General features: G+C 69.9%; 9 protein-coding genes. 6 read left to right on the forward strand and 3 right to left on the reverse strand.

Translation table 11 applies throughout. From position 1 onward, the window contains the following. Window positions 1–157 precede the first annotated feature (157 nt). Window positions 158–1,285: an acyltransferase family protein gene (locus ACFY0P_RS02560; RefSeq protein ID WP_388906450.1), complete on the reverse strand. Its 1,128-nt coding sequence runs from the start codon at window positions 1,283–1,285 to the stop codon at window positions 158–160. Window positions 1,286–1,547: 262 nt separating this feature from the next. On the opposite strand from ACFY0P_RS02560, the gene ACFY0P_RS02565 reads away from it, so the two are divergent. Continuing rightward, entirely contained in the window at window positions 1,548–3,008 is a 1,461-nt protein-coding gene (locus tag ACFY0P_RS02565) for a glycosyltransferase family 29 protein (protein WP_388906452.1), read from the forward strand. Further along, window positions 3,005–5,323, forward strand: a complete 2,319-nt coding sequence (locus ACFY0P_RS02570) for a glycosyltransferase (RefSeq protein ID WP_388906455.1) — start codon at window positions 3,005–3,007, stop codon at window positions 5,321–5,323. The genes ACFY0P_RS02565 and ACFY0P_RS02570 overlap by 4 nt, the downstream gene beginning before the upstream one ends. 124 nt (window positions 5,324–5,447) lie before the next feature. Here the strand turns inward: ACFY0P_RS02570 and ACFY0P_RS02575 are convergent, their stop codons facing one another. Together ACFY0P_RS02575 and ACFY0P_RS02580 are read right to left on the reverse strand one after the other, a co-directional pair. Then, window positions 5,448–6,782, reverse strand: coding sequence for an alpha-2,8-polysialyltransferase family protein (locus tag ACFY0P_RS02575; RefSeq protein WP_388906458.1), 1,335 nt, complete (start codon window positions 6,780–6,782; stop codon window positions 5,448–5,450). Beyond that, on the reverse strand, window positions 6,779–7,756 hold the full coding sequence (locus ACFY0P_RS02580; protein WP_388906460.1) for a glycosyltransferase family 2 protein: 978 nt from the start codon (window positions 7,754–7,756) through the stop codon (window positions 6,779–6,781). Before ACFY0P_RS02580 ends, ACFY0P_RS02575 begins: the two co-directional genes overlap by 4 nt. A gap of 198 nt (window positions 7,757–7,954) precedes the next feature. On the opposite strand from ACFY0P_RS02580, the gene ACFY0P_RS02585 reads away from it, so the two are divergent. From ACFY0P_RS02585 to ACFY0P_RS02600, 4 genes are read left to right on the forward strand one after another with little or no spacing between them, the layout of a single operon-like run. Continuing rightward, window positions 7,955–9,277 (forward strand): DUF6716 putative glycosyltransferase, encoded by a 1,323-nt coding sequence (locus ACFY0P_RS02585; protein ID WP_388906462.1) that lies wholly within the window; start codon window positions 7,955–7,957, stop codon window positions 9,275–9,277. Between the two features lie 59 nt (window positions 9,278–9,336). Next, the gene (locus tag ACFY0P_RS02590) at window positions 9,337–10,587 is read left to right on the forward strand and encodes a cytidylyltransferase domain-containing protein (protein ID WP_388906464.1); all 1,251 of its coding nucleotides are present in this window, start codon (window positions 9,337–9,339) and stop codon (window positions 10,585–10,587) included. 15 nt (window positions 10,588–10,602) lie between these two features. Next, window positions 10,603–11,538, forward strand: a complete 936-nt coding sequence (locus ACFY0P_RS02595) for an N-acetylneuraminate synthase family protein (protein WP_388906465.1) — start codon at window positions 10,603–10,605, stop codon at window positions 11,536–11,538. A 47-nt stretch (window positions 11,539–11,585) separates the two neighbouring features. Continuing rightward, window positions 11,586–12,725 (forward strand): hypothetical protein, encoded by a 1,140-nt coding sequence (locus ACFY0P_RS02600; protein WP_388906467.1) that lies wholly within the window; start codon window positions 11,586–11,588, stop codon window positions 12,723–12,725. Window positions 12,726–12,978: the final 253 nt, after the last annotated feature.

Raw genomic sequence — 12,978 nt, forward strand, 5'->3', positions numbered from 1 at the left:
TTTCCCTCCGTGCAACCGTGTGAACGGCGGAATTCATGGACGCGACATGTTGCCAACCGGTAGGGGGTGCGCATTGTGGAACAACTGCAAGGAATCTGCGCCTCCGTATTCCGACCGGACATTCGGACGAGGGCTTTCCGCGGTCCTGAAACCACCCCTAACCGGTCGCGGGCGGCACGGCCTGCAGCGCCTTCCTCAGCCGTGGCCCGAACGGTGTCTCCACGAAGCGATGGAGCAGCCAGGCGAGCCCGAGCATCGTGAGCACCGTCACCGCCAGGGTGGGCCACGGCGGCACCCCCCACCCTCGGTGCAGCACCCGGATCACGAACCATCCGAGATGTTCGTGCACGAGGTAGAAGGGGTACGTCAGCGCCCCGGCCGTGGTCAGCCAGGGCCACGCCGCCCACCGCGTCCAGCCCGCCGCCACCGCCGCCACCGCGGCGTACGCGAGTGTGACGACCAGCATCACGACGTACGGGTTGCGCGGTGTGCCCGCGTGCCACAGTCCCTCGGTGGCCGTGCGCAGCCCGAGGATCCAGGAGAGCGCCACGATCCCCCAGGGCAGCAGCCCGTTGCCGAAGCGGTGGACGAGGTAGAGGGCCAGGCCGCCGACGAAGTAGGGGGCGTACCGGGGCATCACGAGAAGCTGGGCCCATGACCCGTCGCCGGCTGCGGTGGACAGGACGGCGGCCAGGGTCCACACCGAGCAGAACAGCACCACCCTGCGGTAGGTGACGCCCGGCAGGACGACGGCCAGTGCGAACAGCGCGTAGAAGCGGACCTCGACCCAGAGCGTCCAGCAGACACCGAGCACGCGCGGTACGCCCATGGGCTGTTGGAGCATCGTCAGGTTGACCAGGAACTCGTCGGGCCGCACCGCGCGGACCACGGCGGGCAGGACCAGGGACGCCCCGGTGACCAGCACCAGGGCGACCCAGTACGCGGGGTAGAGGCGGGCGACGCGGGAGCGGAAGAAGTCGCCGAGGGAGCGGCCCCAGCTGCTCATGCAGATCACGAAGCCGCTGATGACGAAGAAGAACTCGACGCCGAGACAGCCGTAGACGGCCGCCCGGGACAGGGTCGGGAAGACGCGTTCGGGGTTCTGGTGCCAGGACGCGGAGACGACTCCGCCGCGTCCCGCGTAGTGGTAGAGGCAGACCATCAGGGCGGCGGCGAGCCGCAGTCCGTCGAGGGCGAGCAGTCGGGTGCGGGGGTGCCCGGGTGAGGCCGGGACGACCGGGATCTTCGCAGGCGAGGGCGCCAGTGTGGGGGTCGCGAGTGACATGGTCCGAGACGCCTACCCGGGTCCGGACCGCTAATCATCCGATCTGTTCGGACAGTCCCCGGGACGTGCGAAGTCCCTTACCCGCACCTGGGGGAATCATGGAAAGTGTGCGGTGAACCTGCTAACCATTCTCTTACCCGTCGAAGTTCGTTAACCATATGGTCGTTTTGGCTTCCTAGTTTCTCCATCCATCCCCCCGGTGCGGGTCACCCCACCACACACAGCCGTTACACAAGCTTTGCTTGGCAAAATCAGGAGAGCTATGACGAGGGTCCAGAACAGGCGGGCACCTGCGCGCGGAGGGGAGCTGGACGACTGCCTGCACGCCTGCGCTGTGCACAGCGGCAAAGTGGTCGGCAGCCTCGACCGCCGTCGCGCGGAGCTGGCGGAGCAGCTGCGCAAGCTGCTGGTGGTCGTCGCCACGGAAGGCACCACCACCTCCGCGCCCGCCCCGGCCGGCGGCGCGACGGCGCTTCTCAAGCGCGCCGTCAAGGGCGCCGCGAGCCCCTCGGGCGGGATCAACAACGACCTGCTGGACGCCCTGCTCGCGGTCGCCAACAAGGCTCTGGAGTGCGGTTACAACGACGAGCTGAACCTCGCCCTGGTGATCAGCGACACCGTCCTCGCCCAGCGCAAGAACTCCCGCGCCGGCTGGCGGCTGCGCGCCCGCATCCTGGAGGGCCTCGGCGAGGAGCGCGAGGCCGTCGAGGCCTACGAGCGCTACCTGGAACTCACCACGGACGACGGCTTCGGCGTCGCCAACCGGATATCCGGCATGCGCCGCGCCGCCGAACGCGAACGCGAACTGCTCGACCTCCTCAAACGCCAGGTCCCCGCGGCCACGGACCACGTCCGCGGGCCCGCCACCGCCACCTGGGCCGAGGGCCTCGCCCTGCACGCCGTCGGCGACTGGCGGGCCGCCGAGCCCCGTCTGGTCTGCGCGCTGCTCGCCCTCGCCGAGGACGAGGCTCCGGTGAACGACCGGCAGGAGCTGCTCAGCCAGTACCTGGACCTGCGCCTGGCCGAGGGCAACGACGCCGGCATGGCCGAGGCCGTCGCGCTCTACTCCGAGCAGCGCCGGATCCGGATGCGCGGCCCGGTCGCCAACCCGACCGTCGACGGCGTGCAGTGGATCAGCCTCGGCGAGTTCCGCAACCAGATCGCCGGCAAGTCCGTCTGCCTGATCGCCAACTCCGGCCGGGTGGGCGCGAGCGGCATCGGCAAGCAGATCGACGACTACGACCTGGTCGTGCGCTTCAACTCGTACAAGATCGACCCGAAGCACACCGGCGAGCGCACCGACATCCACGTCAGCATCCACAAGCACGCCTTCAACTGGGAGAAGCCGGTGACCACCCGGCTGATCTTCGGCGGCGTCTCGGGCGACTGGAAGCACTCGCTGCGCAACAAGCTTGTCCCCGGCGCCCAGAAGTACCTCGGCGACGAGTCGCTGCGCTGGCCGATGCGGAACATCGGGCAGATCGGCACCGACACCTGGTCGGGCATCCCGACCTCCGGGTTCAACATGCTGTGGCTGCTGGACTTCCTGGACGTCAGCCCGACCCTGGACCTGATCGGCTTCGACTTCTACGAGAGCGGCGCCTACCGCGTGCAGGAGGCCATGAAGCTGGCCATCACCTCCGTGCACGAATACACCAGCGAGAAGGATTGGGTCATGCAGCGGGCCCAGAGCGTGACGGACATGAGGATCTCCCTGCGATGACGACCACCTTCACCTCGGCGGCACCGAACACCGACGCGAGCGCCCTCACCAAGAAGCGCAGGGTCGCCTTCGCGTCCTACGTGGACGAGAACTACCTGCCCGGCTTCCTGGTCCTGCTGCGCAGCCTCGCCCTGTCCAACCCGGGCGTCTGCGAGGACTTCGTCGTGCTCTACGACGACCTGCGCCCGGCCTCCATCGCCAAGATCCGCGCCCTGCACCCGCGGATCGTGCTGCAGCGGGTCAACGACACGCACTACGACTCGTACGTCAAGGGCGACCAGGACAACTACCTGGTCCGCAAGGCGTACTTCATCCTCGACATCTTCCGGCTGCGCGACTACGACACGGTCATCACCCTGGACACCGACATGGTGGTCCTCGGCGGTCTCGGCGAGCTCCTGGAGCTGCGCGAGGGTCTCGCGGCCGTCCCGCAGTTCTTCTACGGGCAGCACAAGCTGAACTCCGGCCTCCTGGTGATCCAGAAGGAGTACCTGTCCGACGAGTTCTGCGCGAAGATCGACAAGACCGGCCGCAGCGGCGACTACGAGCTGGACAAGCACGACCAGGGCATCCTGAACGCCGTCCTGGACGGCGACTTCGTCCGCCTCGACGCCAAGTACAACTTCGTCAAGCGGCGGCTCTCCGGCGACCTCCCGGTCCCGGAGGACACCAAGATCCTGCACTTCACCGGGCGTCACAAGCCCTGGCAGGGCGGCGAGGCCGGCTACGCGCAGGCCGAGGACCGCTGGCGCGAGTTCGAGATGACCGACGCCGAGTTCCACGCGGCCTACTTCGCCTCCTCCGGCGGCCTCCACCACGACCTGGTCGTCCACTTCGGCACCCCGCACGTCAAGCGCACCGGTGACGTGGAGATCGCCCGCAAGGTGGCCGCCGCGCACATCGCCTCCGGCGACTACCAGGACGCCGTCGACGTCATGAGCAGCGTCCGCATCCCGCTGGACGAGGCCTGGCCGCACGAGGTCCTCGGGCACGCCCTGATGAGCGTCTCCCGCTACGAGGAGGCCAAGACCCAGCTGCTGCTCGCCACCGCCGCCCCGAACCGGGCCGCCACCGCCTTCGCGCGGCTCGCCCAGATGGCCTGGGTGCACGGCGACAACACCGAGGCCCTCAAGTACGCCACCGCCGGCCTCACCGTGGACCCCACGCACCGCTCCAGCCGCCTGTGGGCCCAGCGCGCCGCCGCCGTCCCCTCCCAGGAGCAGGGCAGCGCCGAGGACCAGCTGGCGCACGTCGCGTTCTACATGGACCGGCAGGGCAACGCGGGCGACAAGCTGCTCCCGGAGACCGTCCGGCTCGGCTTCGGCCCGGACACCACCTCCCGGCGCTGGCACTCCGTGCACGCCCACCGCTACTTCGACAAGGCCGCCCTGGAGCGGGTCAACGCCCGCCGGGGCCTGGTCATCGGCGGCGGCGGTCTGTTCATCCCGGACACCATGCCCAACGGCAACAGCGCCTGGCAGTGGAACGTCCCGGACGAGCACCTGCGCGCCATCGACGTCCCGATCATGATCTACGCGGTCGGCTTCAACGCCTTCGACGGCCAGTCCTACCGGGCCCAGCGGTTCAACGAGAGCCTGCGGCTGCTGGTGGAGAAGTCCGCCTTCTTCGGCCTGCGCAACCACGGCTCCATCGCCAAGGTCCGCGGCATGCTCCCGCCGGAGCTCCAGGACAAGGTCGTCTTCCAGCCCTGCCCCACCACGGTCATGCGCCAGCTGGTGGCCGGCTGGACCGACCCGGCGTACCGCGAGGACACCGTCATGCTCAACGCGGCCTACGACCGCGCGGGGCTGCGCTTCGGCCACGACTACGGCCACTTCCTCGCCCAGATGGCCAAGGCCGTCCGCAAGATCGGCGAGCACACCGAGGTCAAGTGCGTCGCGCACTCCCTCGACGACGAGAAGATCGCCTTCGACCTGCGCCGCGAGCATGGCATCTCGCTGCCGGTGATCCCGATGTACGACTTCTCCAACGACGAGATCCGCGAGACGTACGCCAAGACCCGCCTCGTCATCGGCATGCGCGGGCACGCCGGCATGATCCCGTTCGGGGTCGGCACGCCGATCATCTCGCTCATCTCGCACCCGAAGATGGCGTACTTCCTGAACGACATCGAGCGGCCCGAGTGGGGCGTCTCGGTGCACGAGAAGGAGCTCGGCGACATCCTCACCGAGCGCGCCGTCGGCATCCTCGACAACCACAGCCGGACCGTCGCCGACGTGCACGACCGGCAGGAGCAGCTGTGGAAGGTCACCCAGGAGAACCAGGCCACGATCAAGAAGATCCTGGGCCGGTGACGCGACAGGGGCGGGTCCCTCTGATCGGGACCCGCCCCTGATCGGCGGCGCAGCCGCCGCTTGGGGGCGCGGGGAACTGCGCGACCAGCCACGACGGCGCGGCAGACGAAATGACGCGCGGAACTTACTTCCGCACAACCCGCCGCAGATTACGCGCCTTACGGGCCACCCGGCGAACGGTCGCGTTGCGCGGCAGGAACGCCAGCTGTGCGGGCACCCCACCGGGCAGCCCGAGCGAGGTCAGACGCTTGCGCTTGAAGTAACGGATGGTGGTGTCGCTCAGGTGCTTCGTCAGATAGCGCTCGGTCTCCCCGCGCAGCTGCGGATGGATCTTCGGCTGCATCGCGAAGCCCACCGCACGGATCAGCTCGCCGAGCGCCTCGACGCTCATCCGCGGGCGCTGCTCCTCGACCGCCTTGCGGTCGGTGAGCTCGGGCACCAGCGCGTCGACGACGGTGACCGGGACGCGGTTGCTGTTCTCGTACGGCGTGAGCTTGTCGAGGAGGGTGTCGGTGCCGATCCGGGCGGTCGGCAGGCCGTACAGCGCGGACGCGGTGAGCAGCGCGGTGGAGAAGCAGCCGACGACCAGGGCGGGACGCATCCGCTGGTAGAGCACCTCGGCGAGGACCGTGGTGTCCAGGACCGTGAGGTCGACCTCGAGCTTCTCGGCCTCCTGCTCCAGGGTGCGGGCGAACCGGGCCGGGGCGGAGGGGTGCGGCTTGAACACGACCTTGGTGTGGCCGAGTTGGACCGCGCCCTTCAGCATCCGCACATGCAGGTTCTCCTCCTGCTCCGGGGTGAGGATGTCGAGCGCGGAGAGGTACTGGCCGAGCAGCAGGGCCGGTTCCTCGATCTGCGGCAACTCGTCTCCGCTGAGGACGAGTTCAGCCAGCACCTTGGTGAACGCCGCGGTCGGCACGACCTCGCCCTCGACACCGAACTCGGTGAGCAGCATCGGCTTCAGGCCGGGCACCAGGTCGAGGTGGAGGACCCGGTCGACGCGGGTGCCGACCAGCGGGTCGATCTTGTTGCGGGTCGGGCCGTAGCTCATCAGGCCGTCGGCGTAGACCGTGACCGGCGCGCCGGTGAAGATCTGGGTGAGGCTGAGCGAGGGGTTGACCTGGATCGACTCGACGGCGAACTCGATGTCGTCGTCGCCGAGCTGCCACTCGTGGCGCAGGAAGCGTTCCCACAGCGGGAAGTCCTCCAGGCGCGGCGCCCAGCCGCCCGGGTGGAACGGGAAGATCGTCTCGTTGTACGAGATCACGTCGTCGAAGCGGTCCCGCAGCCGCTCGAAGCCGGGCGCCTCGTCCAGGCCCGGGGTGGTCTCGGGGGTCGCCGCGTTGTTGCAGACCAGCAGGATGCGCCGGTCGGCCGGGCGGAAGGCGCCGGAGTCCAGGGCGGCGGCGAGGGTGGCCGTGCCGTAGAGGGTGGACGCCTGGAAGATCTGGGTGGTCACGCGGCGGCTCCCGCGGGGGCGGGACGGCGGCGCAGCCGGCGCAGCTTGGTGGCGCGCTGGAGGTCCATGGAGTCCAGGGCCTCGTCCAGCACGTCCTGCGGCATCCGCCGCAGTGCGGCCGCACTCATGGATTTCAGCTTCTTCGCCACCGCGGGCTCGAACCTTTCGATGGATCCCAGGTGATGGGAAATGATGGCGCAATACGTGCGGACGGCCTTCGGCAGGAGTTCCTTCGCGTCGGCGTCCTGTGCGGTTTCCTCGATCACCTGGTCGAACGCGCGAATGAAATCGAGCTGACGGACGTCGCCGATCTGTGTGAGTGAAGAGGCTACGCCACGCCGGTAGAAGACGCCGAGCAGGTTCACCGCCGCGAAGGACCCGGCTTCCCGGTGCAGCTTCCAGATCCACGGCCGGTCCTCGGCCGTGCGCAGTCCGTCCGTGAAATGCACGAGTCCCTTGTCCACCAGACGACGGTGGTAGACGCCCGCCCATGCGTAGGCGTAGTCGACGGAGGTGGACCGGTCGGCGGGCAGGATGGCGTCCCGCGGGTTCATCACGACGTCGCGGCGGCCGACCGGTACCCGGTGCACGACCCGGGCGCGCGCGGTGCACTGTACATGGTCGGTACGGACGAAGTCGCAGCCCAGCGACTCGATCGCGTCCACCAGCCGGGGGTAGTAGCCCGGCGCCAGCCAGTCGTCGCCGTCCAGGAAGGTCACGTACTCGCCGCGCGCTTTGTCGATGCCGGTGTTGCGCGCGGTGGCCAGCCCTCCGTTCAGCTCGTGTCTGACATGGACCGCGCCGGGGAGCTCGCGCTCGGCCCGCGCGAGAATCTCTGGTGTCCCGTCGGTCGAGCAGTCGTCGACGAGAATGAATTCGAAGTCCTCACGCGCGTTCGCGCGCAGGCTCCTCAGGGTGTCGGGCGCGTATTGCTGCACGTTGTAGAACGGCACGATGACGGAGAGCTTGACCACGTGAAGGACGTTAGGCGGACGCCCGTCATCCGTCTTGACTGTCGCCTTGAATCCAGGTGAACGACGCGTGGCGAAGCTGTGAACCAGGTAATTTTGAGGGCTTATCCTGAGCTGATTCCCCATCCGGAGACGTGTTGTTAACCTTTTGTTGGATTCGGGTTCGGGAGTTCCTCGGAATGGCTTCCTAGCGTCTTCGGTGTGCCAGCAAGTGCAACGAAGTCCCTGCGGGTGGCCGTCCTGGCGGATTCCGATACTCGGTGGAAGTGGGGGGCGCTCACCGCGAAGCGCCTGATCCCCAACGAAAGCGACAGTTCGGACGTCCGGCTCGACGGCTACCTCCTGCGCGGCCGTGCCACCCCCACCGCCCGCCAGCTCCAGGAGGTCGGCGTCCACGCGGACTCGCTCCGCGAAGTGACGGCCGTCGAGTTCCTGAGAGAGATGGAACAGCAGGCGTACGACATCCTCGTCCTCTCCCTCGTCGGCGGCGGGACCCAGGCCATGCTGCACGGGCTGCGCAGCGCCTGGGCCGGCCGGGAGAAGCGGCCCGTCGTCGTCACCGGCTATGTCGGCGTCGTCTACGAGAAGCTCGCCGACGGTCTGCTGCTGCGGCACGGCGCGGACCTCGTCCTCGCCAACTCCCGCCAGGACGCCGAGCGTTTCCGTGCGGTGTACGACGGGGTCGGCGCCGACTCCTCGTCGGTGACCGAGGTCGCGCTGCCGTTCCTCGGCGGGGCGCCCTACGAAGGCGAACACGACCCGTACACGGTGGTGTTCGCCGCCCAGCCCTCGGTCCCGGACAGCCGCAAGGACCGTACCTACCTGCTCAACCGGCTGATCGAGCACGCCCGCAGGCACCCCGAGCGCGAGGTGCTGCTCAAGCTGCGCTCCAAGCCCGGCGAGCACACCACCCACATCGAGGAACTGCCGTACCAGAAGCTGGTCCAGGGCAAGGACGTGCCCGCCAACTTCAAGCTGGTCTACGGCCACATGGGCGAGGTCCTCGACCGCACCGACCTCCTGGTCACGATGAGCTCGACGGCCGCCCTGGAGTCCCTGCACCGCCGGATCCCCACCGTGGTCCTCACCGACCTCGGCATCCGCGAGGCGCTCGGCAACCACCACTTCGTCGGCTCCGGCTGCCTCGCCTCCTGGGACCAGCTCGACGCCGGACACCGCCCGGTGCCCGACGCCGAGTGGGTCTCACGGCAGGGCGTCGCCGCCGACGGCAGCTACGCCACCGCCTTCGACGCGGCCCGCGAACGCATCGCGAAGCTGCTGGCACGGCCGGGCGGGCTGCCGCCCCTGAACCCGTACTACACACCCGAGACCGCCTCCGGTTACCTGCCCGGCATCCTGGCCCGCCACCACCTCGGCCCCGACGGCGTCCCGCTCCCGGGCGCGCCCGCCGCCGACAAGGCCCCGGGCCCCGTCCGCCAGATCGTGCGCCGGGCCGCACGCGGCGCCTACCGCCACGGCGTCCAGCGGGTGGCCCCCGTGATCCGACGAATGGGAGAGCTGTGAGCGACCGGATCCCGCGCCAGACGCCGCCGGCGTCCGACGGACCTGAAGGAACAGAGCCGATGCCGCACCTCGAAGGGGCCGTAGTGCCCCGCGTCCTCGCCGTGATCCCCGCCCGGGGCGGCTCGAAGGGCGTGCCCGCCAAGAACCTCGCCCCGGTCGGCGGTGTCCCGCTGGTCGCCCGCGCGGTCCGCGAGTGCGTCGCCTCCCGCCTGGTGACCGACGTGGTCGTCTCCACCGACGACCAGGCGATCGCCGCGGCCGCCCGCTCGGCCGGCGCCGAGGTCGTGCTGCGCCCCGCCGCCATCGCCGGCGACACCGCCACCTCCGAGGCCGCCGTCCTGCACGCCATGGACGCCCACGAGGCGCTGCACGGCGCCTCGGTCGACGTCGTGCTGCTCGTGCAGTGCACCAGCCCGTTCATCGTCCGCGAGGACATCGACGGAGTGGCCGGCGCGATCGTCGACAACGGCGCCGACACGGCTCTCACCGTGGCCCCCTTCCACGGCTTCGTCTGGCGCGACGAGGTGCACGCCCCGGTGCCGGTGGGCGCCGGCGAGGCCTCCGCGAGCGGCGGCTTCGGCGTCAACCACGACAAGTCGTTCCGCCCGCGCCGCCAGGACCGCCCCCAGGACTTCCTGGAGACCGGCGCCGCCTACGCGATGCGCGCCGACGGCTTCCGCGAGCACCAGCACCGCTTCTTCGGCCACACCGAACTGGTGCGGACCGACCCCGCGCGCGTCCTGGAGATCGACGACCCGCACGAGCTGGCCCGCGCCCGCGCCCTGGCCCCGCTCTTCGACGCGGACCGCCCCGGCGCGCTCCCGACCGCCGACGACGTCGACGCGGTCGTACTGGACTTCGACGGCACCCAGACCGACGACCGGGTGCTGATCGACGCCGATGGAAGGGAGTTCGTCTCCGTGCACCGCGGCGACGGACTCGGCATCGCCGCCCTGCGCAAGAGCGGGCTGAAGATGCTGGTCCTCTCCACGGAGCAGAACCCGGTCGTCGCCGCCCGGGCCCGGAAGCTACAGATTCCGGTCCTGCACGGCATCGACCGCAAGGACCTCGCACTCAAGCAGTGGTGCGAGGAGCAGGGCATCGCTCCCGAGCGCGTGCTCTACGTCGGAAACGACGTCAATGACCTCCCGTGCTTCGCCGTAGCCGGCTGGCCCGTGGCGGTCGCGAGCGCCCACGACGTCGTACGCGGCGCCGCACGCGCGGTCACCACCCTCCCCGGTGGCGACGGCGCGATCCGAGAGATCGCCAGCTGGATCCTCGGCCCCTCTCTCGATTCCCTCCCGAAGTAAGGACACCCCACAGTCATGAGCAACTCCCGCCTGCGCCAGTTCGGTTCCCGTGAGGTCGGCCCCGGCAAGCCCGTCTACATCTGCGGCGAGATCGGCATCAACCACAACGGTGAGCTGGAGAACGCCTTCAAGCTGATCGACGTCGCCGCCGAGGCCGGCTGTGACGCCGTCAAGTTCCAGAAGCGCACCCCGGAGATCTGCACCCCGCGCGACCAGTGGGACATCGAGCGCGACACCCCCTGGGGCCGCATGACCTACATCGACTACCGCCACCGCGTGGAGTTCGGTGAGGACGAGTACCGCCAGATCGACGAGTACTGCAAGACCAGGGGCATCGACTGGTTCGCCTCCCCGTGGGACACCGAGGCCGTCGCCTTCCTGGAGAAGTTCGACGTCCCCGCCCACAAGGTCGCCTCCGCCTCCCTCACGGACGACGAGCTGCTGAAGGCGCTGCGCGCCACCGGCCGTGCGGTCATCCTCTCCACGGGCATGTCGACCCCGAAGCAGATCCGCCACGCGGTCGAGGTCCTGGGCTCCGAGAACATCCTCATGTGCCACGCCACCTCCACCTACCCGGCGAAGGCCGAGGAGCTGAACCTCCGCGTGATCAACACGCTGGAGAAGGAGTACCCGAACGTGCCGATCGGCTACTCCGGCCACGAGACGGGCCTGCAGACCACCCTCGCCGCGGTCGCGCTCGGCGCCACCTTCGTCGAGCGTCACATCACCCTCGACCGCGCCATGTGGGGCTCCGACCAGGCCGCCTCGGTGGAGCCGCAGGGCCTCACCCGCCTGGTCCGCGACATCCGCATCATCTCCGAGTCCCTCGGTGACGGCGTCAAGAAGGTCTACGACTCCGAGCTCGGCCCGATGAAGAAGCTGCGCCGCGTCCCCGGCGTCGTCGCCGAGGCGGAGATCGCCGCGGCCGCCGGCGAGCCGGTCCAGGTCTGAGCCCGAGCCTGATTGATGTGTTACGACGACGGGACGGTCGTACGTCGATGAGCCCCCGCGCCGGGAACACCGGCCCCCACACACTCGCGTTCGTCGAGAGTCCGGTGCAGCTGCTGAACGTGCTGGAGTGGGCGCATGTCCATGCCCTGCGCGGGGCGGCGGACCCCGTGCCGGCCGTACCCGGACAGGTACGGCGCTCGGCATCCGGCATATCCGCACCCGGCGTGGAACTCACGATCGTCGTCCTGTCCCCGACGGACCCCATGACCCGGGGCCAGCTGCGCCGTATGGCGGACCTGGCCCGGGACGAGGGATACCGGGTCCGCTGGGAGGAAGCACGGGGCGGTACCGCCGCCCCCTTCCAGACGATCGGCGGCCTGGCGGGTTCCCTCCGCCGGGCCGACCGCATCGTGATGGGAGACCCGTTCTCCCGCTACGTACAACTCCTGCTGACCATCACCCGCGCCCACGACCTGGTCGTGGTCGACGACGGCACGGCGACGATGGAGTTCGTCGCCCAGCTGGCGCGCGGCGAACGCCTGGTCCGCTGGCACCGCAAGGGTGGCAGACCCGGCGCGCGGGACCTGCTGTTCGCCCCGGTCTCCTCCTCCGCCCGCCGCCGCCTCACCCCGAGCGACCGCCGCCGGGTGGAGGTCTTCTCCTCCATGCCGATGACGGAGACGCCGGCCGGGGTGACGGTCACCGCGAACGACTTCGGCTGGACCCGCGCCCGCTTCGGCCCGCCCCGCATCACCAAGGGCGCCGACATGGTCGGCACCTCCCTGGTGGAGACGGGCGTCGTGGACGGCGACCGCTACCTGGAGGCCGTCCAGACCCTGGCCAAGGCGCACGGCGCGACCCGCTACTTCGCGCACCGCCGCGAGAGCACCGAGAAACTCCACCGCCTGGCCGCCGAGACGGGCCTGGAGATAGTCCGCCCGGACCTCCCCCTGGAGCTGATCGCCCGCCGCGGCCCCATCGGCCGTACGATCCTCAGCTTCCCGTCGACGGTCGTGCACACCCTTCCCCTGGCCCTGGTCGGCACGGGCGTCCGCGTGGCCGTCTGCGACATCGACCCGGCATGGCTGACGGCGAACGCGTCCCCGCGCGCCCAGGGCTTCCTGTCCGGGGTCACCGGGACGGCGAAGGACGTCCACCGGCTGGCGGCGGTCGTCGGCCCGGCCTAGGGGCTCTGAAGGCGCCGCCGAAGCAGCCGTGAGAGGGGTGCGGCGGCGGCCGTCGGCGTCCTCACGCCACGGTGATGGACGTGTCGGCGGCGCTGCTCAGGGCCGCCGGCAACGGCTCGGTACCGCGCCCCACGATCGGCCTGATCGCCAAGCCGGTACCGGGGCGGGCGTTCAACGCGCCGTGGAAGTGAGGCGGGCCCACCAAGGGCCTCCGCGGAGGTGGCCGTGGAACTCGCCGAGCCGCGGGCGGGAT

The sequence above is a fragment of the Streptomyces sp. NPDC001714 genome (assembly GCF_042892755.1).
Lineage (GTDB): Bacteria > Actinomycetota > Actinomycetes > Streptomycetales > Streptomycetaceae > Streptomyces.